The organism is Halomonas sp. PAMB 3264 (genome assembly GCF_031954245.1).
Lineage (GTDB): Bacteria > Pseudomonadota > Gammaproteobacteria > Pseudomonadales > Halomonadaceae > Vreelandella.
This window is the reverse complement of sequence record NZ_CP134866.1, coordinates 2,170,707-2,192,910: the sequence shown is the minus strand read 5'-3', so window position 1 is coordinate 2,192,910 and position 22,204 is coordinate 2,170,707. Positions and strand designations below refer to the sequence as shown.

Here is a 22,204-nt window from a genome sequence, read left to right as displayed (position 1 = left end):
AAGGGCGAAATAGCGCCCCGCTCGAAAGGGTGGGTGGATAAAGCGGCAATCCTGCTACAAAGCGCCTTCGTTGTCACACCGTGGGCGGATTAATTGAGCCGCAGTGGTGAGCGCTCGGCCAAGGCATGCTAGTCTCATCGGCTGATTTTTTTACGTTTTTCATGTGCGCCGCTGCAAACGCGATGTCGGCGAGTAAGGGAGCGACCCATGCATCTGCATGTTATCGGTATCTGTGGCACTTTCATGGGGAGCCTGGCGCTGTTGGCCCGCGAGCTTGGCCACCGGGTCAGCGGATCGGATGCCAACGTCTACCCGCCCATGAGTACTCAGCTCGAGGAGGCGGGTATCGCCCTGATGCAGGGGTACCGCGCCGAGAATCTCGGCCCGGATATCGACCTGGTGGTGGTGGGCAACGCACTCTCGCGCGGAAACCCCGAGGTCGAGGCGCTTTTGAATTCGACGCTGCGCTACACCTCCGGCGCGCAGTGGCTCGCCGACTACGTGCTCCCCAGCCGCCAGGTCATCGCCGTTGCCGGCACCCACGGCAAAACCACCACGGCGAGCCTGCTCGCCTGGTTATTGGAGAGCGCGGGCCAAGCGCCGGGTTTTCTGATCGGCGGCGTGCCGCGCAACTTCGGCGTCTCGGCGCGCCTGGGGGCACCGAATGGCCCCTTCGTGGTCGAGGCCGACGAATACGACACCGCCTTTTTCGACAAGCGCTCCAAGTTCGTCCACTACCGTCCACACGTTGCCGTGCTCAATAATTTGGAGTTCGACCACGCCGATATTTTCCCGGACCTGGCCGCGATCGAGCGCCAGTTCCATCACCTGGTGCGCACCGTGCCGGGCAACGGCTTGCTGCTGGTGGCCGACCATCAGCCGGCGCTTTCGCGCGTGCTCGACATGGGCGCCTGGACACCGGTAACCTTCTTCGGGAGCGACGCGCAAAGCCCCTGGCGTTACCAGCTGGAGCAGCCGGATGCCAGCCGGTTCAAGGTCATTTTCGAGCAGGGCGACACCTCTGAGGATGGCGTGGTGGAGTGGGGGCTGACCGGCGAGCACAACGCCTGCAATGCGCTCGCCGCACTCGCCTGCGCGCGCCAGCTGGGCGTGGACCTGCCGCGGGCCTGTGCTGCGCTTTCACGCTTTCAAACCCCGCGCCGCCGCCAGGAAGTGCGCGGCGACATCGCCGGCGTTCAGGTGATCGACGATTTTGCCCACCACCCCACGGCAATCGCCGCGACCCTGAAAGGCCTACGCGCTGCCACGCCCAGGGGGCGGCTTCTGGCGGTCATCGAGCCGCGCTCGAATACCATGCGGCTGGGAGCGCTGCGTGACCGCCTGAAAGCCTGCGTAGACGATGCCGATGCGGTGTTCTGGTTCGAACCTGCCGGGCTTGACTGGTCGATGGCCTCGCTGGTCGACGAGCAGGGCCACGGCGCGCTCTATCACGATATCGACGCGCTGGTCAGTGCGGTGGTGGCCAAGGCGCTGCCTCAGGATCGCATCGTGGTGATGTCCAACGGCGGCTTTGCCGGGGTTCATGAACGCCTGTTGAGCGCGCTTCGCGCCAGAGAGAGCTAAATGTCGACACAGCCAAATACCGCGCCAACCTTCAAGGCGCCAGTGAGCGTGGCGCTGACCGGCGCTTCCGGCGCCCAGTACGGGCTCAGATTGATCGAGGTGCTCATCGAGGCCGGCCACGAGGTGTGGGTGATGATCTCCAAGGCGGCGCACATGGTGATCGCAACCGAAACCGACGTGGATCTGCCCGCCAAGCCCGAGCGTCTACAGGAGGCCTTGACGGCGCTGAGCGGGGCCTGCTATGGCCAGATTCGCTGCTTCGGCCGAGAGGACTGGATGGCACCGGTCGCCTCGGGTTCCGGGGCGCCGTCGGCGATGGTGATCTGTCCTTGCTCGACCGGCACGCTGTCGGCGGTCGCCACCGGGGCGAGCAACAATCTGATCGAGCGCGCCGCAGACGTTGCGCTCAAGGAGCGGCGAACGCTGGTGCTGGTACCGCGGGAAACCCCGTTCTCGGCGATTCATCTCGAGCACATGCTGACGCTGAGCCGGCTGGGCGCGGTGATTTTACCTGCCGCTCCCGGGTTCTATCACCGCCCGCGCACGATCGATGAGATGATCGATTTCATCGTCGCGCGCATTCTCAATCAGCTCGGTATCGCCCACACCCTGATGCCGCGCTGGGGCGAAGGCGAATAGGTAGGCCCCGCTGAGGTTTGGCCGTTCATATCGACTTTTTCAAGGATTCACGCACATGCTCTCCTGGGCCACGCTTTCCGTCTTCATTCCCACTTTTTTGTTCGTATCGCTAACGCCGGGTATGTGCATGACGCTTTCGATGGTGCTGGGCATGACCCAGGGCGTCAAACGCACGCTCTGGATGATGGCCGGGGAGCTTCTGGGTGTGGGGTTGGTGGCCGCAGCGGCGGGCGCCGGCGTGGCCGCGCTGATGCTCAAGCAGCCGGCGCTCTTTACCGTGTTCAAGTGGGTTGGCGGGGCGTATCTTGCGTATCTTGGCGTGATGATGTGGCGCTCGCGGGGGCGCATGGCGATTCCTGACCAGATCGAGACCGGAAAGCCTGCCGGGCGCCTTCAGCTGGCAAGCCAAGGGTTCGTCACGGCGATTGCCAACCCGAAAGGGTGGGCGTTTTTCGTCGCCCTTTTGCCGCCGTTTCTCGACAGCAGCCGGGCGCTTTTTCACCAGCTCGTCGCGCTGATCGCGGTGATTCTCGTCATCGAGTTTGCAAGCCTTCTGGTTTACGCCACCGGCGGCAAGACCCTTCGTAAAACGCTGGGCAAAAGCGGTAACGTGCGCCTGATGAACCGCATTGCCGGCACGCTGATGATCGGCGTGGGGCTCTGGCTGGCGCTGGGCTAGGCTCTGTCTGAAAAGTGCCTGCGCTCGACATTACGGCGTTAAAAATTGGCTCGTGCGCGAGTTCGATCAGAATGCTCATTTACACACTGAAAACTCCGTTTCTTCGCCAATTTTTGCCTTGTCTTGTCTTCGCTCACCGACTTTTCAGACAGACCCTAGGCAGCTCGCTTTGACTATACCGGCGGCAAAAAGGCGATGCGCAGGCCGACCAGTATTACCGTTATTCCCATCAGCGCGGTAAACGGGCAGGGTGACAGCGGCGCCCGCGCACGGTGTTGCCATAAAAGCCGGGTCAGCGCGCAAACCGAAAGCCCCAGAAGCGCCCCGCCGATCAGGTCACTCAGCCAGTGCACGCCAAGCAGAAGTCGCGACAGCGCCATGGGCAGCACGATGATGATCGCTGCCCAGTAGACCCACAGGCGATAGCGACGCGAACACTCGGCGGCGATGAACGCGGCGGCAAGACCCACCACTACCACGAAGCCGGACGTATGGGCGCTGGGGTAGGAGAGCGAGCCAACCAGGTAATCCGGCGTCTCCGGCCGGGCGCGGCCGAATACCGCCTTGCCGACAATATTTAAAAGCGCAACGCCGCCAAGCGCTGCCCCCCAGCACGCGAGCACGTCGAAGCGCCGTTTGAGCACAAGCCACAGCGCCCAGGGCGTCATCAGTACCGCAATGCCGAGCTTGTCGCCGAGTTTGGCCAACCCCAGGCTAAACCACAGCAGCGGCTCGGTTCGAAGCCAGTCGAATAGCCGCTGGGCCTGCAGATCGAGCGTTAGCGACTCCGGGGAGGTCAGCACGTACAGCGTCCAGGCGCAGAACCCCGTCAGGGCGATGATCAACAGCAGCAGCGAGGCCAGCGGTACTTCGCCGGACTGACTCATGGCAAGCCAGGGGCGGCGCGCCAAAGGCAGACGCCGCGCCAGGCGCGCGGTCATCAAGTAGAGCCGGCCGTGGCGTCCCACCTGGGCGCGCCCCCAGGAGAACACGACCGCCAGTGCCACTGTGATCGCGCCAATGACCATCAGTGCGGCTTCGATGTTAGGCGGAAGTGTCAGGTAGCGCTGCCAGGTGTGGCCCAAAAGATAGCCCGGCAGCACGTAGGCGGGGGCCCATACCAGCGCCGAGCTCAGGTTGGCCCATACGAAGGTACGCGGGCGCATTCGCATCATGCCGGCAATCAGCGGAATGATGGGCCGCACCGGCCCGACGAAGCGGCCGATGAACACCGAATAGATACCGTAACGCTCGAAAAAGCGCCTCCCGCGCTCCAGCCACTCTGGATGCTGGGACAGCGGCCACCGGCGCGTTATCTGTTCGCGGTAGTCATAGCCGAGCTTGAAGCTGACTCCGTCGCCGGCGACCGCGCCGAAAAACGCGGCCAGCAACAGCCCCAGCATATCCACTCCCTGATGGCCCGCCATGGAGGCGGCTGCGGTTACCAGCACCACGCCGGGGACCAAAAGGCCCACCACGGCCAGCGACTCGAGCGCCGATATCAAAAAGATCAGAAGAAGCAGCGTAAAAGGTGAAAGCGATAGATCCATCAGCTGTTCGGCGAGCGACACAAAAGACTCCGTTCATGGTCGGGGTGCTGTGTTAATCAATGACGATGTAGCGTTTCCGATAGCCGCTCGAGACGCAGAATGAAGGGAGTAAAACGCTCGTCGGGCCGCGGTAAGCATACACCGATGCGCGCCTCGAGCGGGCCGGTTTCGATCAGCACTCGCCTTGAAAGCGCCCGATAAAGACGCTCGCGTACCAGTAGCGCGCCGCTTTCGCTGGTGTCCGGCAGAACCAGCCAAAAATTCGCACCGCCCAAGCGGCCCAGCAGGTCGTGATCGCGACAGCGGCGGTTGACCTCGCTACAAAGCGCCTCCAGCAGCGCTTTTTTCGTGCGAAGGCCGAACTGCTCTTCGGCCATGTCGAGCTGGGGCAAATGGAGCACCAACACCGCCAGTCGTTTGTCGAGCAGTCGCGCGCGCTGGAACTCGTTGCTTAGCCGCTCCTTGAGCGTATCGATATCGTAAGCGTCGCATTCGTTGTCATGAGGATCAGAGGCGCGCAGCAGCGCATGGCGTCTGGCCAGCTCCCAGGGCGGCAAAGCGAACATTAAAATGATCGCCAAATAGCCGAAGGAAAGAGGAAACAAATCGCTTTCGACCGGCGGTATCAGCCACCAAAGCGGCGTATAGAGCAAATTCAAACAAAGCGCGCTCCAGTGAGGAAGCAGTACGAACGCCGCCGCCACCGGAAGGCCCAGCCAAAGCAGTGAGTGTGCCAGGCCGAAGTAGAAGGCCGAGGAGACGCCGATATAGGCGCTGGCAAGCAAAATTGCCCGAGGCCCGTAAGGCGAAAGAGCGCGGCCGCAGTGCAAAAGCACCGCCGTTATCAGTAGCAGCGTGATAAACAGCGGCACCATCAGTTCGCGATAGTAGCCCATGGCGTAGAGCCACAGCGTATAACAGGCGGTAATCAGCAGGCAGGCAACATACGTCAGTGACATCAGCGCCCGCGGATGAAAATATCGGGTCATGAACAGCACTCTCTGGGCGCGTCGATCGCGACGGATTGACGGGTGAGCGATTTGATCGTGATCGGCTCTGATCCAAGCTCGCTGAGCGCAACGTACTGACAACGAGTGTCGCCGGGGAGCGCACTGCAAAGCCGCTGGCGACGCTCGTTCATGTCATGAGGATCGGTGCACAGCAGCAGCACTGCAAGCGATGATCCATCGAGGCGGTAAACGCTCTCGAAAGCGTGCGTCAAATTGCAAAGGCGCTGGGCGCAGGACCAGAGCTGATGACGCTTGACGTGAACGATCATCACCTCGGCGTGGATGTTTTCGCGTTTGGCGCGAATCTGCTCACGGTTCAAATCGCGCAAAAGCTGCTCGGCGGGCCACAGATTGAGCCCCGGAATCAAGCGCAGCCGCTGGCGTACGCTGGAGCCGTGCACGTCGACCAGCTTACGGCTTTGGGCATAGGCCAAAAGTGATAGAACACCCAGCGCCAGCAGTAGCATCAGCGCTTGAGCCATGGGCGTGGCAAGCGCCACTAGTACCCAGCTGACGGCGGCGCCCAACACGTTGAAGGTGAGCATCATCCGGCTTTGAGGGAGCAAGAAAAATGCCGCCCAGACCCAGACCAGGATGCCATGACGCTCCGGCGCGGCCGCGATCAGATACAGCAGCAAAAGTATGGTCAACAGCTGCCAGCTTAGATCCCGCGAGCGGCGCAGGTTGAAGTCCATAAGGGTCGCTGTGAGCAACAGCCAGAACGCGCCGACCCAAAGTGCAATTGCGGCGGGAGCCGGTGCCCCGTAGGACCAGAAAGCGAGCGCGGCGGCGGCCAGCAGCAGGTTGATTCTCAAAAAGCATACTTTGTACTCGTTTGGCATGGTAACTGACTGCTGACTCGGTTTGAGAAGAGGGCCTGATGCGAAAAAGCGACGCTACGTCTAAGGCGTACGGGTGGTTCGAATTCGAAAACTCAGTATAACGTTTAGTCTATTTATTTTGTGGGTGATAATGTTATTAGATGTTTCCACCGTTGCAGCGGGCAGCCGTCGAGCGGACGGTCCGACTCGCTGACACCTGCCAAATCTTGCCAACACCCGCCAATACGGGGCGAGTCTATGCAGGCACCACGATGACCACACTGGGAGAGAGCATGAGCGTTGCAAGCGCCGATCACGATAACGCCCTGACCGCGCTGGCCGAAAGCGACGTGCCGGCCTATATGAAAGAGCTTGGCCAGCGCGCCCGGGCCGCGGCGAAAACGCTGCGCGCCGCGGATAGCGGGAGTAAAAACCGCGCGCTTTGCGCGATCGCTCGCGAGCTCGACGCCGCCCGCCCGGCGCTTTTGGAGGCCAACCAGGCGGATCTCGAGCGCGGCCGCCAAAACGGCCTGGATGCGGCGCTGTTGGACCGGCTGGCGCTGACCGAAGCGCGCATCGACGCCATGATCACGGGCCTCGAGCAGGTCGGCGCGCTGCCCGACCCGGTCGGGGAAATCAGCGCGATGAACTACCGCCCCAGCGGTATCCAGGTCGGCAAGATGCGTGTGCCGCTGGGTGTGATCGGCATCATCTTCGAGTCGCGCCCCAACGTCACCATCGAGGCGGCGAGTCTGTGCCTCAAATCCGGCAACGCCTGCATTCTGCGCGGTGGTTCCGAGGCGCAAGCGTCCAACGCCGCGCTCAACGCCTGCCTTCAGGCCGGCCTTAAAAGCGCCGGGTTTCCCTCAAGTGCGGTGCAGGTCGTCGCCACTACCGACCGCGCCGCAGTGGGGGCGCTGATCACGATGCCCGAGTTCGTCGATGTGATCATTCCCCGGGGGGGCAAGTCGCTGATCGCGCGTATCTCCTTGGAGGCGCGGGTGCCGGTCATCAAGCACCTCGATGGCGTTTGTCACGTCTATATCGATGCTACCGCGGACCCGGCCAAGGCGCTCGCCATCGCCATCAACGCCAAGACCCATCGCTATGGCACCTGTAACACCATGGAGACGCTGCTGGTCGACGCTGCTGTCGCCGACCTCATTTTACCGGAGCTCGCGCGGGCCTTTGCCGAGTTCGAGGTGGAGCTTCGCGGCTGCGAGCGCACCCGCGCGCTGTTGCCTCAGGCGCTCGAGGCCACCGAGGAGGATTGGGCGGCCGAGTATCTGGCGCCGATTCTGGCTGTGCGCGTGGTGGACGGGATCGATGACGCCATGGCGCACATCGAGCGCTACAGCTCGCAGCACACCGATGCGATCGTCACCGAGGACTATTCGCTTGCCCGGCGATTCATGGCCGAGGTGGATTCGAGCTCGGTGGTGGTCAACGCCTCGACCCGCTTCGCCGACGGCTTCGAGTACGGTTTGGGCGCGGAGATCGGTATCTCCACTGACAAGCTCCACGCCCGCGGCCCGGTCGGTCTCGAAGGCCTGACCACACAAAAGTACGTCGTGCTGGGCGAGGGCCAGGTGCGTCAATGAGCGAAGCGCCTGCCAACGTCGCCATGCTCGGCGGCACCTTCGACCCGGTTCATCTGGGCCATTTGAGAAGCGCCGTTGAAGTGCGCGAGGCCCTTGGCGTCGAGCGTCTTCACATGGTGGCCGCTCCTCGGCCGCCGCTTCGCGATACGCCCCAGGTCGCGCCCGAGGAGCGCTTCGCGCTGCTGCGCGCCGGTATCGGTAACACCCCTGGACTGATCGCCGATGACCGCGAGCTCAAGCGAGACGGTCCCTCCTACAGCGTCGCGACACTCAGAGAGCTTCGAGGCGAGTACGGCGACCAGGCGCGGCTTAGCATGGTGATTGGATTCGACACCTTTTTACGCCTGACCCAGTGGCACCAGCCCGAGGCGATCTTCGAGCTGGCCCACCTGGTAGTGATCGCGCGGCCCGGCTATAGCGACACGTTGCCGCCGGCGCTTGCGGAACTGGTCGGCCATCGCGCAGTCGATACGGTCGTCGATTTGATGGAGCATCCGTTTGGACGCTTTCTTTTTCTCGAGCTTGACTCGCGCATGGCGATTTCCGCCACTGAGGTTCGGGCGCGCCTGGCCAAAGGCAAAAGCGTGCGTTACCTGCTGCCCGAGGCCGTCGAGACGCAGATTTTTGCCCGCGAACTCTATCAAAGTCGCTAATAGCGCTGGTAGTCGGTATAGAAGCCGTTACAATGGCCCGCTATTTGTTGACCACCACACGAGGATATTCGAGGAGTCATGCAAATCGATACACTGAAAACCCTGGCGATCGACGCGTTGGAAGAGCTCAAGGCGCGCGACATCACCCAACTGGACGTTTCGCAGTTGACTCAGGTCACCGACCTGATGCTGATCGCCAGCGGCACGTCGACCCGTCACGTCTCCGCGCTTGCGCAAAACGTGGTCGAAAAGGCCAAGGCTGCCGGGCTCAAGCCCCAGGGCGTGGAAGGCGGCGATAACGCCGACTGGGTGCTGGTCGATCTGGGCGACGTGCTGGTTCACGTCATGCTGCCCGAAGCCCGCGCACTTTACGATCTGGAGCGCCTCTGGGCGGATCTGCCGAGCGACGGCGCCGGTGACGAGATGATCAACGAAACGCTGCAAAAGCCGGACCAGCGCATTACGATGTCGTAAGTTGCTGATTGAAATGAGCATCGATTCATGAAAGTGCGTCTTCTCGCCGTGGGCACCAAAATGCCCGGCTGGGTCGAAGAGGGTGTCGACACCTACAGAAAGCGCCTGCCGCGCGAGTTTAGCCTCGAGATCGAGGAGATCGCGCTGGGACCCAGGGGCAAAAACGCCGACGTCGCTCGCGCCCGGGCCCAGGAAGGGCAGCGCATCCGCGAAAAGCTTCGCGGAGATGAGCTGGTCGTGGCGCTCGAAGTCGATGGCAAGCGTATCAGCACCGAGCAGCTCGCCCAGGAAGTGGGGCAGTGGCGCATGGAAAGGCGCGATATCGCGCTGCTGGTCGGCGGGCCGGACGGGCTGGAGCCTTCCGTGTCTGCGCTTGCCCACCAGCGCTGGTCGCTTTCGGGGCTGACGCTTCCACACCCGCTGGTGCGGGTCATGCTTGCCGAGCAGCTCTACCGCGCGTGGACGCTGCTCATCGGTCATCCTTACCACCGCTAGGCGCACGGCCGGGCACCCCATGCCCGCGTCGGCTCGTGCCAGTTTCAAGAGTTGCCTGCTGTTATGCGCAAGCGCCGCGACACGCTAAAAAACGCCGAACAGGAACTTCGCATTTTCCGGGTCAGGTCGCTTTTGGCGATCGTTTTCGTGCTGCTACTGACCGGGGTTCTGACCGGTCGTCTCGCCTATCTACAGATCGTACAGCACGACCTTTACACCACCCGTTCGGAAAAAAACCGCGTGCGCGTCGAGCCACTGCCGCCCACACGAGGGTTGATTTTCGACCGCAACGGGGTGCTGCTGGCGGAAAATCGCCCGACCTACAACCTGACGTTGGTGCGCGAGCGCGTCGACGACCTGGATGAGACATTAGCGCTTCTGGTCGAGCTTCTGGAGCTGCCCGAGGAGGAGATCGAGGCCTTCAACGTGCGCTCGCGCCAGCGCCAGCGCCCCTTCCAGCCGGCGCTGTTGATGAGTGATCTGAGCGAGGATCAGATAGCCCGGCTCGCGGTCAACCGCCACCGCTTGCCCGGCGTCGAGGTCGAGGCGCAGCTTTTGCGCTACTACCCGGATGCCGAGATCATGTCCCATGCGCTTGGGTATGTCGGACGCATCAACGCCGACGAGCTCAAGGAGCTGGACACTGGCCGCTACGCCGGCACGCACTTTATCGGTAAAACCGGGGTCGAGCGTTTCTACGAAGAGGAGCTGCACGGCGAGGCCGGCTTTCGCAAGGTAGAGACCAACGCCCGGGGGCGGGTGCTTCGAGAGCTGGGGCGCACCGACCCGGTACCCGGGCAGAACCTGACGCTCACGCTCGATAAGTCGATGCAGGCGCTCGCCTACGAGCTCATGGACGGCCGCCGCGGCTCGATCGTGGCGATCATGCCTGCCACTGGCGAAATCCTCGCCATGGTCTCGACGCCGGGCTTCGATACCAATCAGTTCGTCACCGGCATCGACGTGGCGTCCTACCGCGGGCTTCAGGAAGATATCGACCTTCCGCTTTTCAATCGCGCCATTCGCGGGCACTACCCGGCGGGGTCGACGATCAAGCCGTTCATGGCGCTGGCTGGGCTGATCGAGGGCGTGATCACGCCGGACACCACGATCAACGATCCAGGCTACTACCAGCTGCCCAACGACTCGCGCCGCTACCGCAACTGGCTGCGCTGGGGTCACGGTCGGGTCAATCTCGAGCGAGCGCTGGCGGTCTCCAACAATACCTACTTCTATTCACTGGCCCACGACTTGGGCATCGATAACATTCACGAGCAGCTCAGTAATTTTGGCTTTGGCCAGCGCGTGGCGTTTGATGTGCAGGGCGAAAGCACCGGGCTTTTGCCGTCGCGAGAGTGGAAGCGGGGGCGCTTCAATCAGGCCTGGTATCCTGGTGAGACGTTGTCGGTGGGGATCGGGCAAGGGTATCTACAGATCACGCCATTGCAGCTTGCCAGCGCCACGGCTACGCTTGCCAACCGTGGACACTGGGTGAAGCCCCATCTTGCGCGGCGCATTGGGGGCGAACCGATGCCAGCGGTGCTGCCGGATACGCTGGATGATATCGAACTCAGCAATGACAGCTGGTGGGATCGCGTTTTCAGCGGGATGGAGAAAGTGCTCTCCGGTAGCGAAGGGACCGCGCGGCGCACCGGCGTCGGTCTCGAGTACCGGATGGGCGGTAAATCCGGGACCGCCCAGGTCTTTTCACTGGGTCAGGATCAGCGCTATAACGCCGACCAACTCGAAGAGCGCCTGCGTGACCATGCGCTGTTCATGGCCTTCGCACCGATCGAGGAGCCTCAAATTGCGGTGTCGGTGATCGTCGAGAACGCCGGCGGCGGCAGTACCCACGCCGCGCACCTGGCACGTGCCATGACCGATGCCTGGCTTTTGCGCGACCAGGCCCCCGAGGCCGAGGAAATACTCGATGAAATGAGCGATGAAAGCACCGGCGTGGAGGGTAACTGATGGTGCCTTGGCCACTACCCCGCAGCTTTCGCCGCCACCCGGTTCGTCCGCCGGATAGCGGTATCGCCCGGCGCAAGAGTATCTGGGAGCGCCTGCACCTGGACCCGTGGCTTTTGGCCATGCTGTTGGTACTGATGGCCAGCGGGCTGATAGTACTTTACAGCGCATCGGGTCAGCGCATCGAGGTCGTCATCGCCCAGGCGATACGTTTTGGACTGGCGCTGGTAGTGATGTTCACGCTGGCCCAGCTCAGCCCCGCCACCTTTCTGCGCTGGGCGCCGCTGGCGTATGGCGTGGGGCTTGCCATGCTGGTGGCGGTCGAAATCGTTGGCGATATCGGCATGGGCGCCAAGCGCTGGCTCGAGATTCCTGGCGTAATTCGCTTTCAACCCTCGGAAATGATGAAGCTGGGGGTGCCTCTGATGGTGGCGGCGTACCTGAATCGCTGCCAGCTACCGCCCAGGCTTCGCGATCTGGTGGTATGCGCCATCATCATCGGGGCGCCGGTGGTGCTGACTGCGATTCAGCCGGATTTGGGTACGTCGCTTTTGATCGCAAGTGCCGCGGTGCTGGTCGTGCTGCTGGCAGGGCTTTCCTGGCGGCTGATCGCGTTTATCGCGGCGCTGGCGGGCGCGGCGCTGCCGCTTTTGTGGATGAACATGCACAACTATCAGCGCCAGCGCGTGCTGACGTTTCTCGATCCGGACAGCGACCCGCTGGGGTCGGGCTGGAACATCATTCAATCCACCACGGCGATCGGCAGCGGCGGCATCTGGGGCAAGGGCTGGCTCGAAGGTACCCAGTCGCAGCTCGAGTTTCTGCCCGAGCGCCATACCGACTTCATTATCGCGGTGCTGGGCGAGGAGTTCGGCCTCGTCGGCATGACGCTGCTGCTCGTGCTCTACACGCTGATCGTTAGCCGTGGGCTGTGGCTCGCCGCCGGCTCCCAGGCGACCTTCGGGCGACTTTATGCCGGCAGCATCATTTTGACGTTTTTCATTTATGTCTTCGTCAACGTCGGCATGGTCAGCGGTATTCTGCCGGTGGTGGGCGTGCCGCTACCGCTGGTGAGCTACGGCGGGACATCGAGCGTGACCTTGATGGCCGGCTTCGGTATTCTCATGTCGATTCATGCCCATCGGCGGCTGCTGTCGCGTTAGTGCTTGACCGGTGTTGACGCGATTTTATGACAAAGGAGTGTGGGGAATGGGCAGGACCCGAAAAAGCGTTGGCGGCATTGTGTTGGCGGTGGCGATGGCCGGCGCCTTACCGGCGTGGGGCGAGCCGGAAAGCGCATTTGACCCCGAGCGGCACCCGGCGACAGCGGAGCTGATCGACGAGCTCTCAGGTCAGGGTATTCCCCGGGCGTGGCTCGATCAGGCGCTCGACGAGGCGAGCTTCAGCCAGGAGGTGCTCGACGCCATGGAAGGCGCCGCCGAGCGCCGGCTGGAATGGCACGAGTACCGCGATATCTTCATGAGTGACGAGCGAGTCGAGCAGGGCGCTGCGTTCATCAGCGCCCATCAGGAGGCTTTTGATCGCGCAGAGCAGCGTTACGGCGTACCGCCCGAGGTGATCGCAGCGATCATTGGTGTGGAAACCTATTACGGGCGCTACAAGGGCGATCACCGCGTGCTGGATTCGCTCGCGACGCTCGCCTTTTACCACCCATCGCGCGGGCGCTTTTTCCGCGGCGAGCTGGCGGCGTTTTTGGCCATCACCCACGAGCAGGAGGTTGCGCCGGAAAGCGTGCTGGGCTCCTACGCCGGGGCGATGGGCTATCCGCAGTTCATCCCCACCAGCTACCAGGCTTACGCGGTCGACTTCGATGGTGATGGGCGCCGCGATTTGTGGGAAAATCCGGTCGATGCGATCGGCAGTGTCGCCAACTACTTCGCCGAGCACCGCTGGCAGGCCGGCGCGCCGATCTACCACGAGGCAGCCGGCAGCGAGGCCGCCGAGCAGGCGCTCTCGTTCAACCAGACTCGGGCGCCGAGTGTGACGGTTCGCGAAGCTGCCGAGGCGGGGCTTATCAGCGACGATGAGCTCGACCCGGCGCTTGATATCGTGCCGCTGGCGCTCAAACTCGCCGACGGCCAAACCCGCTACGGGGTCGGCGAATACAACTTTTATGTGATCACTCGCTACAACCACAGTCACCTTTACGCGATGGCGGTGGTCGAGCTCGCCGGGGCCATTGCCGACACGCTTGAGGGCCAGCAATGAGACAACTGTTCAAACAGACCCGCGCCCTGGGCGCGGGCGCGGCGCTGCTGACGCTCGTGACCGGGTGCGCGGGCCAAAATGCGCCGACCACGGTCAACGCCAACCATCCGCCTCGCGAGGCGGCACCGGCTGCGGCGAGTACCGCCAGCGGGAGCGGCGAGCGCTACGCCATGAGCGGCGATGCCTACCCGGTCGAGCCGCCGGATGTCAGCCAGGTACCGGATGCCCAGCCGCGCATCGAGGCGCCCTCAAGGGCAGGCAACCGCTCGACCTATCAGGTGTGGGGCGAAACATATCACGTGCTGCCGAGCGCTTCGGGCTATACCAAACAAGGCACCGCCTCCTGGTACGGCGAGAAATTTCATGGTTACGCCACCTCCAACGGCGAAATCTACGACATGTACAAGATGTCGGCGGCGCACCGCTCGCTGCCGCTGCCGACCTTTGCCCGAATCACCAGTCTTGATAGCGGCAATTCGGTCATCGTGCGGGTCAACGACCGCGGCCCGTTCCATAGTGACCGTGAAATCGATCTCTCCTACGCGGCGGCGGCGCGCCTTGGAATTCTGGACAACGGCACCGGCCGGGTACGCGTTGAAGCGATCGACCCGCAGCAGTGGCTGGCCAATCGAGGCGGGGGCGCAAGGCCCGCGCCCGCCGCTGCGTCTTCGCGGGCGCCTGCCGTAGCGTCTGCACCGGCGCCCGCCGCCGCGCCAACACCGGCGCCGGCGCGCGCTCAGCCGGCGACAGGCGGTGATGAAATCTATCTACAAATCGCCGCGCTCGGCAACGAAGAGAGCGCCCGCGCTCTCCAGCAGCGTCTGGGCGGCGAGCTTTTACACTCGGTGCGTGTGCAAAGCGATGACGATGTACACCGCGTACAGGTCGGCCCCATGTCGCCGAATCAGGAGCAGCAGGCCCGAGTGGCGCTGGGCCAGGCAGGCTTCTCTCAGGTTTTCGTTGTGAGATAATCGGCGGTGTCCGATACCTTTCGTTTTTTGACGTTTTATTGATGCAAGTGAGAAGTGAGTAATGACTATTTTCAATGCGTTTCGCCGTACCGCTCGTCTTTGTCTGATCGCAACGGTGACCGCAGTGGCCCTGCCCGCCACGGCTCAGGTGATTCCCCAGCCCCAGACCATCATCCCCGCGGCGCCGCAGCTTGCCGCGAGCTCCTGGATTTTAATGGATGCCGATAGCGGCCGCGTACTGGTCGAGCACAACGCCGACGAGCGTCTGCCGCCGGCGAGTATCACCAAGCTGATGACCGCTTACATGGTGGAGCGCGAGCTCGACCGCGGCACCATCAACATGAGCGATATGGTCAACATCAGTGAAAATGCCTGGCGCACCGGCGGCTCCAAGATGTTCATCGAGGTGGGCGACCAGGTGTCGGTGGAGGATCTGCTCCACGGTATCGTCATCGTCTCCGGTAACGATGCAAGCGTGGCCATGGCCGAGCACCTGGCCGGCGGCGAAGCGCCCTTTGCCGACCTGATGAACCAGCACGCCGACCGGCTCGGCATGCGCAACACGCATTTCGAAAACGCCACGGGCTTGCCCCACGATAACCACTACTCGTCGGCCCATGACCTGGCGCTTTTGACTCAGCACATCATCAATGACTACCCCGAGCACTATCAGATCTACTCGCAGAGAAGCTTTTCCTACGGCGGTATCGACCAGCCCAACCGTAACCGCCTGCTGTGGCGCGACCCGACCGTCGATGGCTTGAAAACCGGCTGGACCAACGATGCCGGTTATTGCCTGGTCTCCTCGGCCAAGCGTGACGACATGCGCTTGATTTCAGTGGTAATGGGCACCAACTCCGAAGAAGCCCGCGCCCAGGAAACCCAGAAGCTTCTAAGCTACGGTTTTCGTTTTTATGAAACCATGAAGCTTTACGAGCGCGGTGCGGTACTCGCTACCCCGCGGGTTTGGGGCGGTGATATCAACGAGCTTCGCGTCGGTGTAGACGGCGAAGTCTTCATGACGCTACCGCGCAATCGCAACGAAGAGCTGCGCGCGCGCCTGAACCTGGACGAAGACCTCCAGGCCCCGGTCGCCGTGGGCGACAACGTCGGTACGCTCGAAGTCTACCTGGGCGAAGAGATGGTAGGCGAGCGCCAGCTGACCGCGCTTGAAAGCGTGGAAGAGGGCGGGCTATTCAAGCGCCTGTTCGATCAGGTACAGCGCTTTTTCAGCGGGCTGTTTAGCCGTTTCACCGACTAAGCGTTTGATATCTTCGCGCGCCCACCGGGCGCGCCATTTTGCAGTTAACTTTTGCAACCAAAGGCAAGCCATGAAAAAGGGTGCAAACAACGGGTTTCGCGACCTGCGCACGCAAAAGCCAAGCGAGCCCCCGAAAATCACGTTCCCATGTGACTATCCGCTCAAGGTCGTGGGTGACGCCGCGCAAGACTTCGCCGCCATCGTCTGTCAAATACTGGTGAAGTACGACCCCGAGTTCGATGCCGGCGCTATGCAGATAGTGGATAGCCGCAACGGCCGCTTTCAGTCGGTGCGGGTATCGATTCGCGCCACCGGCGAGCAGCAGCTTGGCGCGCTGTTCGAAGAGCTCAAGGCGACCGGCCGTGTGCACATGGTCGTGTGATGAACGATCGCGTGATGGATGAGCGTTCGATGGCAAATGACGCCCCCATCGAGCTTTATCGGCTCGGCCGTCAGGCTTATGAGCCGGTCTGGCATGCGATGCGCACGCTCACCGACGAGCGCGACGAGACAACGCCGGATCAGTTCTGGCTCGTCGAGCACGATCCGGTGTTCACCCAGGGCCAGGCCGGCAAGCCGGAACATCTGCTGATGCCCGGCGATATCCCTGTGGTGCAAACCGATCGGGGCGGGCAGGTGACCTACCACGGCCCGGGCCAGCTGGTGCTCTACCCGCTTCTGGACGTGCGCCGCGCCAAAATCGGCGTACGCGAGCTGGTGAGCGCGCTGGAAAACGCGGTGATCGAGGTGCTCGAGGGCTTTGGTATCGGCGCCCGGGCAAGACCGGACGCCCCCGGCGTCTACGTGGCAACGCCTTTGGGCGAAGCCAAGATCGCCTCGCTCGGGCTTCGCATTCGCCGCGGCGCAAGCTACCACGGCGTGGCGTTGAACGTCAGCGCTGATCTTGCGCCTTTCGCGCGCATCAACCCCTGCGGCTACGCCGGTATGGCGGTGACTCGCCTGCAGGATCTGATCGAGCCGTCAGGGCCTGAGGCAAGCTATGATGAGGTGGGTGAGAAGCTTGCCCGCGCGCTTGCCGCAACGCTCAAACGCTCGCTTGGACCGGTTCAGACCAAAACGCTTTAGCGCAAAACGGTAAAAGTGAGTGACGACGCATCGGCGTGATATAAAAAAGCGCCTGCCCCAAAAGGGCAGGCGCTTTTTGATGGGCGCTTGAAAGGCGTATCAGCCGACGTTGAACGCCGGAATGCGGTTTTCATCCTGCTGCTGGCCCGGGACGGCGGCCGGCGCGGCAAGCCCCAGATTGTTCTTTTCGAACACCTTGTCGGCGCGGTAGCTCGAGCGTACCAGCGGCCCGGAGGGAACTTCCATGAAGCCTTTTTCCAGACCCAGTACGCGGTAGCGGTCGAACTCTTCCGGGGTCACCCAGCGCTCCACCGGAAGGTGGTTCTTCGTCGGGCGTAGATACTGACCGAGCGTGACGATATCGACACCGATCTCGCGCAGATCGTCGAAGGTCTGCAGGATCTCTTCATCGGTTTCGCCAAGGCCCAGCATCAGGCTCGTTTTGGTGATCACGTCCGGGCGGTGCTTCTTGGCATGCGCCAGCACGTCGAGGGTCTTGCGGTAGCCGGCGCGCGGGTCACGCACGCGAGAAGTCAACCGCTCCACGGTTTCCACGTTCTGGGCAAAGACCTCGAGCCCTGAATCGACCACGCGCTCGATGGCGTCCAGCCGGCCATCGAAGTCTGGCGTCAGTGCCTCGACCACCACGTCCGGGGTCCGCGTCTTGATCGCCTGGATGCAACTGGCGTAGTGAGCGGCGCCACCATCATCGAGGTCGTCCCGGTCGACAGAGGTCAGCACGATATAGCGTAGCGCCATCAGCTCGACAGACTTGGCAGTATTCTCGGGCTCTTCATGATCGAGCCAGCCGTGAGGGTTACCGGTATCCACGGCGCAGAAGCGACACGCGCGGGTGCATACCGAGCCCATCAGCATGATGGTGGCGGTGCCGTTGCTCCAGCATTCGCCCATGTTGGGGCAGTGCGATTCGGCGCACACCGTACTCAAGCGGTGGGTGGAGACGTTCTTCTTCACCGCCTCAAAACGCTCGCCGCCGGGAATCTGGGCGCGCAGCCACTTGGGCTTGCGCTCGAGCGACGGCGACTGGGGCTCTTCGCGGCGAACCTTCATGCCATCCTTGATGGCGGAGGTGCCGTGCTCGTTACGATACTTTTGGCCGCTGGACACACGCTGTGTGGGGGTGTTGCTCATAAAAAGCGCCTCTCTACTGTGCAACGGGCTAAATCAAGGAGCGGGTTTGAAAAGCGCGAACGACCGGTCGATCAACCGGCGCTTTCTAAAAGACACTCCTTAAAGTGCGGTCTCTACGCCGCTGGCCGAACCGGCGCGATACGACGTAGGTAGTAGCGCTAATGTAACATAGTTGGCAAGGGGCAAAACAGCGCCAGCGCCGGTCACGGGGGGCTTTCAACCGGCAGGCACGACACCGCGTGACCCGGTAGCGGCGTGGCGCGGGCCTGAAAAAAGCGGCGGTACTCATCCAGGCGCTCTTTAGTGAAGCGCAAAAAAAGCTCGGCGACTGGGGTCAGGAGCTGATCGCGTCGGTTAACCGCGCACCAGGACCTGCGAATCGGAAAAGCGGGAAGCTGCGGGCTTGCCAACAGGTGGTGCTCGAGCTCGAGCTTGACCGCCAGCTGAGGAAGTACCGCCACGCCCAGGTGCGCCATGACGCCCTGTTTGATGGCCTCGTTGGAGCCAAGCTCGATTCGATGGGCAAGGCCTACTTCCTGATCGGCGGCCAGCTGTTCGAAGGCGTTGCGCACGCCGGAGCCGGGCTCTCGCATCAGTATGAAGTGGCGCGCAAAGTCCGCAAGCGTGGGCGAGGGCATGGTCAATAGCGGGTGATCCGGCCATACCACCGGAATCAGCTCGTTCTCCAAAAGTGGCGTCACCGAGAGCGCGTCGTTTTGCGGTACCATCGCCATGATCACCAGATCGTCGCGCTGCTCGGCCAGGCGTTCGAGCGCCTGGCTTCGATTGCACACTTTCAAGCGCACGTTGATATCCGGGTACTGGGCGCGAAAGCGCGCAAGCAGATAGGGCACCACGTATTGGGCGGACGAGACGGCAGCGAGATTGAGCTCGCCCTTGATGCGCCCATCGAGATCCGACAGGTTCATCGAAAGCCTGGCCAGCTGACCGATGATTTCCCGGGTGGAAATCGCCAGCGTATCCGCGGCGGGTAGCGCGTAGAGCGTTTTCCCTGCGTAGTTGAAAAGCGGCGCTTTCAGAGCGTGCTCGAGCTGGCGAATTTGGGCGCTCACCGCCGGCTGCGTGAGCCCGAGCTGCTCGGCGGCGCGAGAGTAGGAGCGCTTTTGATAGACCGCCTGAAACACCTGGAGCTGGCGAAAGGTCAGACGATTGAGCAGGCCGGTCGGGGTCATGCAATCCTCGATCAGTAACAGGCCGCGGCAAGGGTCGATGAGCGGCGGGCCAGGTGCGTGGGAGATGCTATCACCGAAAAGGCCGCCACGTCCCGACGGTTTCGACGTTATCGACGCTTTGACTGCTTTGGTCTAGACTATATTGCATTGCAGCATGAGGGCGTGTTGTGTGGATGCGTCTCGGGCACCAATCCATCAGGAGAAACCATGAATTTTCTCGCTAATCCCTTACTGTCGGGTCGCTGGCTCCCCGGACTTCCGGGTCAGAAAAGCGGCGAGGCCTCATCCGGCCAGCAGGCGCTGGTCAGCATGATGGACCCGTTTGGTTTTGGCCGCGCTGCCGCGAGTTACTGGCGTGATAGCATCGAGCGCAGCATCCTCTATTGGGACGTCATGCGCGTGCGCGGCAATCAGTATCTCGAGCACATGGAGCTGACCAAGCCCAGCGTGCTGGGATTCAAGACCGAAGTGGTGATGGACGGTCGTACCCTTGCACACCCCACCAACTACGAGCTTCTGCGCGTGCTTCCCCCGGAAGGCACACACGTCGACCCCAAAAAGCGGCCCTTCGTGGTGGTCGACCCACGCGCCGGCCACGGCCCGGGCATTGGCGGCTTCAAACCCGACAGTGAATTGGGCGTGGCGTTGAAAGCGGGCCACCCGTGCTACTTCATCGGCTTTTTGCCCTATCCGGAGCCTGGCCAGACCGTCGAGGACGTGGTCGAGGCGGAAGTCGAATTTCTGCGTCATATCATTTCGCTGCATCCGGACATCACCGAAAAGCCAATGGTGGTGGGTAACTGCCAGGCGGGCTGGCAGCTGATGATGGCGGCGGCATTGGAGCCGGACGTGTTCGGCCCCATTTTGATCGCCGGCGCGCCGCTATCCTACTGGGCCGGCGAGCGCGGCAAGGCCCCGATGCGCTATACCGGCGGGATGGCCGGCGGCAGCTGGATCACCGCGCTGACCAGCGACTTGGGCAACGGCCAGTTCGACGGTGCCTGGCTTGTGCAGAATTTCGAGCGCCTGAACCCGGCCAACACCTACTGGAAGAAGCAGTATCACCTGTACGCCAATGTCGACACCGAATCCACGCGTTATCTTGAGTTCGAGCGTTGGTGGGGCGGGCACGTCATTCTCGGCGGCGATGAAATTCAGTACATCGTCGATAACCTGTTCGTGGGTAACCGTCTATCCACCGCGCAGCTGGTGAGCCGTGACGGGCGGCGTATCGATCTTCGTAACCTGCGCTCGCCGGTGGTGGTGTTCTGCTCCCGCGGCGACGACATTACCCCGCCACCCCAGGCGCTTGGCTGGATTCGTGATCTCTACGAGGGCGAAGACGATATCGTCGCCAACGAGCAGACCATCATCTACTGCATGCACGATACCACCGGCCACTTGGGAATCTTCGTTTCCGGCAGCGTTTCGCGCAAGGAGCACTCGGAATTCACGGCCAACATGGACTACATCGATGTCATGCCGCCGGGGCTTTATGAAACGACGATAACGCATGCCAGCGAGCGCAAGGACGCCGACCTGATCGAGCGCGATTATCTGCTCGAATTCACCCCGCGGAATTTCGATGAGCTGGACGACGAGGTACATCACCGCGTCGATGACGACCGGCGCTTTGCCACCGTTGCACGTATCTCTGAAATCAATCTGGGCTTTTACCGGCTCTACCTGCAGCCCTTGATTCAGGCGATGGTCACCCCGGAGTCGGCGCGGTTCATGCGTCGAATGCACCCGATCCGCCTGGGGTATCGGCTGATGTCGGATCGCAACCCCTTGACCGTGTTCTTGCCCATGATGGCTCAGGCGGTACGTGAAAACCGGGTCGAGGTAAGCGACGACAACCTGTTTAAAACGCTCGAATCCTTTGTGTCGGACCAGATCGTCGATGGGCTCAATACTTTCCGCGACGTTCGCGATGGCGCCTCCGAAAAGATGTTTCTGTCGATGTACGGTCAGCCGCAGCTTCAGGCTGCGGTAGGGCTTTATGGCGATGCCCACGTACATCGCCGCCGCCCGGGGGCGGAGCCCGAGCACCTTCGCTTCATCGAACAGCGCAAGGAGGCGCTGCGCGAAAAAATCAGCCAGGGCGGGCCGCTCGAGGCGGTCGTGCGCTCGATCATCTACGTACTGGGCGGTGCGCCCGCCACTGACGAGCGCAATTTCAAGCGCCTGCGCGCCTCTCGTGCCGAACTTGAAACCCAAACGACGCTCGAGGAGTTCAAGCGCCTGGTGCGCGAGCAGTTCTTCATTTTGAAACTCGACCGCGAAAAGGCGCTCGAGTCGCTGCCGACGCTGCTGGAAGGCGAGGACAACGCCGCGTTGGACAAGCACGTGCAGCACTTGAGTCAGGTGTTCGGCGCCAGCGGTGAGCTTAGCGAGCGTGGCGCCGAGCGCTTCGAGCAGATCAAGGTGCTTTTTGATCGTGCGCGCAGCCCGGAAAAACCCGTCGAGGCATCGGCGCCCGCTTCCGTCGCGCCGGCTCAGGAAGCGAAAGTCGACGTCGAAGACGATGCGTCGAGCACCAGTGCTGACAGTGCGGCGAGAACGTCGGCAGCCGGCGAATCCGTTGAAAGCGCAGAGGATCAGCAAGCTTCATCGAGTGCCGCCGCGTTGACCAAAGCCGACGAGCAGTCTTCTCCAAACGAAACCGCCGCTGAAAAAGTTGAAGCGCCGGACGCTGACGCCAAACCCTCGAGTGACGCCGGGGTGACGTCAGCAAAGGCGAGCAAGGCCAAAGCCGGCGGCGCCAAGCGCACCAGCACCTCGCGAGCCAAGCCGCGTACACGGCGCTAACGATGTAGCGTTTTTCGAGTGACGTTA

Annotated in this window: 20 protein-coding genes; 15 read left to right on the top strand and 5 right to left on the bottom strand. The window is 62.4% G+C overall.

From position 1 onward, the window contains the following. The first annotated feature begins 207 nt into the window (after positions 1-207). From mpl to RN347_RS09850, 3 genes are read left to right on the top strand one after another with little or no spacing between them, the layout of a single operon-like run. Positions 208-1,584: a UDP-N-acetylmuramate:L-alanyl-gamma-D-glutamyl-meso-diaminopimelate ligase gene (mpl, locus tag RN347_RS09860; RefSeq protein WP_311958071.1), complete on the top strand. Its 1,377-nt coding sequence runs from the start codon at positions 208-210 to the stop codon at positions 1,582-1,584. Next, positions 1,585-2,223 (top strand): flavin prenyltransferase UbiX, encoded by a 639-nt coding sequence (locus RN347_RS09855; protein WP_311958069.1) that lies wholly within the window; start codon positions 1,585-1,587, stop codon positions 2,221-2,223. It abuts the gene before it with no gap. Positions 2,224-2,278: 55 nt separating this feature from the next. After that, positions 2,279-2,902: a LysE family translocator gene (locus RN347_RS09850; protein WP_263586971.1), complete on the top strand. Its 624-nt coding sequence runs from the start codon at positions 2,279-2,281 to the stop codon at positions 2,900-2,902. A 173-nt stretch (positions 2,903-3,075) separates the two neighbouring features. On the opposite strand, the gene RN347_RS09845 is transcribed toward RN347_RS09850, so the two are convergent. From RN347_RS09845 to RN347_RS09835, 3 genes are read right to left on the bottom strand one after another with little or no spacing between them, the layout of a single operon-like run. Continuing rightward, positions 3,076-4,473: a bifunctional DedA family/phosphatase PAP2 family protein gene (locus RN347_RS09845; protein ID WP_263586972.1), complete on the bottom strand. Its 1,398-nt coding sequence runs from the start codon at positions 4,471-4,473 to the stop codon at positions 3,076-3,078. Between the two features lie 35 nt (positions 4,474-4,508). Further along, positions 4,509-5,441, bottom strand: a complete 933-nt coding sequence (locus RN347_RS09840; RefSeq protein WP_311958068.1) for a diguanylate cyclase domain-containing protein — start codon at positions 5,439-5,441, stop codon at positions 4,509-4,511. Continuing rightward, positions 5,438-6,277, bottom strand: a complete 840-nt coding sequence (locus RN347_RS09835) for a hypothetical protein (RefSeq protein ID WP_311958067.1) — start codon at positions 6,275-6,277, stop codon at positions 5,438-5,440. The genes RN347_RS09840 and RN347_RS09835 overlap by 4 nt, the downstream gene beginning before the upstream one ends. A gap of 299 nt (positions 6,278-6,576) precedes the next feature. On the opposite strand from RN347_RS09835, the gene RN347_RS09830 reads away from it, so the two are divergent. The 11 genes from RN347_RS09830 to lipB all read left to right on the top strand — a co-directional run bounded on the left by RN347_RS09830 (position 6,577) and on the right by lipB (position 17,021). Then, positions 6,577-7,884, top strand: coding sequence for a glutamate-5-semialdehyde dehydrogenase (locus tag RN347_RS09830; RefSeq protein ID WP_311960845.1), 1,308 nt, complete (start codon positions 6,577-6,579; stop codon positions 7,882-7,884). Then, positions 7,881-8,537 (top strand): nicotinate-nucleotide adenylyltransferase, encoded by a 657-nt coding sequence (gene nadD / locus RN347_RS09825; RefSeq protein WP_311958066.1) that lies wholly within the window; start codon positions 7,881-7,883, stop codon positions 8,535-8,537. The genes RN347_RS09830 and nadD overlap by 4 nt, the downstream gene beginning before the upstream one ends. Positions 8,538-8,615: 78 nt before the next feature. Beyond that, entirely contained in the window at positions 8,616-9,011 is a 396-nt protein-coding gene (gene rsfS / locus RN347_RS09820; RefSeq protein WP_263586976.1) for a ribosome silencing factor, read from the top strand. Between the two features lie 27 nt (positions 9,012-9,038). After that, the gene (gene rlmH, locus RN347_RS09815) at positions 9,039-9,506 is read left to right on the top strand and encodes a 23S rRNA (pseudouridine(1915)-N(3))-methyltransferase RlmH (protein ID WP_311958064.1); all 468 of its coding nucleotides are present in this window, start codon (positions 9,039-9,041) and stop codon (positions 9,504-9,506) included. A 63-nt stretch (positions 9,507-9,569) separates the two neighbouring features. Then, positions 9,570-11,477 carry a penicillin-binding protein 2 gene (gene mrdA, locus RN347_RS09810; RefSeq protein WP_311958063.1) on the top strand — a complete coding sequence of 636 codons (1,908 nt, stop codon included), beginning with the start codon at positions 9,570-9,572 and terminating at the stop codon, positions 11,475-11,477. Further along, a complete protein-coding gene (gene rodA / locus RN347_RS09805; protein WP_311958062.1) occupies positions 11,477-12,637 on the top strand; it encodes a rod shape-determining protein RodA in 1,161 nt (386 codons plus the stop codon). The genes mrdA and rodA overlap by 1 nt, the downstream gene beginning before the upstream one ends. Positions 12,638-12,683: 46 nt before the next feature. Then, the gene (gene mltB, locus RN347_RS09800) at positions 12,684-13,703 is read left to right on the top strand and encodes a lytic murein transglycosylase B (protein WP_311958061.1); all 1,020 of its coding nucleotides are present in this window, start codon (positions 12,684-12,686) and stop codon (positions 13,701-13,703) included. Beyond that, on the top strand, positions 13,700-14,674 hold the full coding sequence (locus tag RN347_RS09795) for a septal ring lytic transglycosylase RlpA family protein (RefSeq protein WP_311958060.1): 975 nt from the start codon (positions 13,700-13,702) through the stop codon (positions 14,672-14,674). Before mltB ends, RN347_RS09795 begins: the two co-directional genes overlap by 4 nt. 61 nt (positions 14,675-14,735) lie before the next feature. After that, positions 14,736-15,935 (top strand): D-alanyl-D-alanine carboxypeptidase family protein, encoded by a 1,200-nt coding sequence (locus RN347_RS09790; RefSeq protein WP_263586982.1) that lies wholly within the window; start codon positions 14,736-14,738, stop codon positions 15,933-15,935. Between the two features lie 70 nt (positions 15,936-16,005). After that, entirely contained in the window at positions 16,006-16,317 is a 312-nt protein-coding gene (locus RN347_RS09785; protein WP_311958058.1) for a DUF493 domain-containing protein, read from the top strand. A gap of 29 nt (positions 16,318-16,346) precedes the next feature. Continuing rightward, a complete protein-coding gene (gene lipB, locus RN347_RS09780) occupies positions 16,347-17,021 on the top strand; it encodes a lipoyl(octanoyl) transferase LipB (RefSeq protein ID WP_311958057.1) in 675 nt (224 codons plus the stop codon). Positions 17,022-17,120: 99 nt separating this feature from the next. On the opposite strand, the gene lipA is transcribed toward lipB, so the two are convergent. Both lipA and RN347_RS09770 read right to left on the bottom strand, forming a co-directional pair. Next, complete coding sequence (lipA, locus tag RN347_RS09775; RefSeq protein WP_263586985.1) at positions 17,121-18,173, bottom strand: lipoyl synthase; 1,053 nt, start codon at positions 18,171-18,173, stop codon at positions 17,121-17,123. 203 nt (positions 18,174-18,376) lie between these two features. Beyond that, positions 18,377-19,366: a LysR family transcriptional regulator gene (locus RN347_RS09770; RefSeq protein ID WP_263586986.1), complete on the bottom strand. Its 990-nt coding sequence runs from the start codon at positions 19,364-19,366 to the stop codon at positions 18,377-18,379. A 207-nt stretch (positions 19,367-19,573) separates the two neighbouring features. Between RN347_RS09770 and RN347_RS09765 the strand changes: the two genes are divergently transcribed. Further along, complete coding sequence (locus RN347_RS09765) at positions 19,574-22,177, top strand: DUF3141 domain-containing protein (RefSeq protein ID WP_311958056.1); 2,604 nt, start codon at positions 19,574-19,576, stop codon at positions 22,175-22,177. Positions 22,178-22,204: the final 27 nt, after the last annotated feature.

Coding starts and splice junctions, on each gene's coding strand:
- mpl (WP_311958071.1), top strand. CDS start 208: ATGCATCTGCATGTTATCGGTATCTGTGGCACTTTCATGGGGAGCCTG.
- RN347_RS09795 (WP_311958060.1), top strand. CDS start 13,700: ATGAGACAACTGTTCAAACAGACCCGCGCCCTGGGCGCGGGCGCGGCG.
- rsfS (WP_263586976.1), top strand. CDS start 8,616: ATGCAAATCGATACACTGAAAACCCTGGCGATCGACGCGTTGGAAGAG.
- rlmH (WP_311958064.1), top strand. CDS start 9,039: ATGAAAGTGCGTCTTCTCGCCGTGGGCACCAAAATGCCCGGCTGGGTC.
- RN347_RS09785 (WP_311958058.1), top strand. CDS start 16,006: ATGAAAAAGGGTGCAAACAACGGGTTTCGCGACCTGCGCACGCAAAAG.
- nadD (WP_311958066.1), top strand. CDS start 7,881: ATGAGCGAAGCGCCTGCCAACGTCGCCATGCTCGGCGGCACCTTCGAC.
- RN347_RS09770 (WP_263586986.1), bottom strand. CDS start 19,366: ATGACCCCGACCGGCCTGCTCAATCGTCTGACCTTTCGCCAGCTCCAG.
- RN347_RS09855 (WP_311958069.1), top strand. CDS start 1,585: ATGTCGACACAGCCAAATACCGCGCCAACCTTCAAGGCGCCAGTGAGC.
- RN347_RS09850 (WP_263586971.1), top strand. CDS start 2,279: ATGCTCTCCTGGGCCACGCTTTCCGTCTTCATTCCCACTTTTTTGTTC.
- mltB (WP_311958061.1), top strand. CDS start 12,684: ATGGGCAGGACCCGAAAAAGCGTTGGCGGCATTGTGTTGGCGGTGGCG.
- mrdA (WP_311958063.1), top strand. CDS start 9,570: ATGCGCAAGCGCCGCGACACGCTAAAAAACGCCGAACAGGAACTTCGC.
- rodA (WP_311958062.1), top strand. CDS start 11,477: ATGGTGCCTTGGCCACTACCCCGCAGCTTTCGCCGCCACCCGGTTCGT.
- lipB (WP_311958057.1), top strand. CDS start 16,347: ATGGCAAATGACGCCCCCATCGAGCTTTATCGGCTCGGCCGTCAGGCT.
- RN347_RS09830 (WP_311960845.1), top strand. CDS start 6,577: ATGAGCGTTGCAAGCGCCGATCACGATAACGCCCTGACCGCGCTGGCC.
- lipA (WP_263586985.1), bottom strand. CDS start 18,173: ATGAGCAACACCCCCACACAGCGTGTGTCCAGCGGCCAAAAGTATCGT.
- RN347_RS09790 (WP_263586982.1), top strand. CDS start 14,736: ATGACTATTTTCAATGCGTTTCGCCGTACCGCTCGTCTTTGTCTGATC.
- RN347_RS09840 (WP_311958068.1), bottom strand. CDS start 5,441: ATGACCCGATATTTTCATCCGCGGGCGCTGATGTCACTGACGTATGTT.
- RN347_RS09765 (WP_311958056.1), top strand. CDS start 19,574: ATGAATTTTCTCGCTAATCCCTTACTGTCGGGTCGCTGGCTCCCCGGA.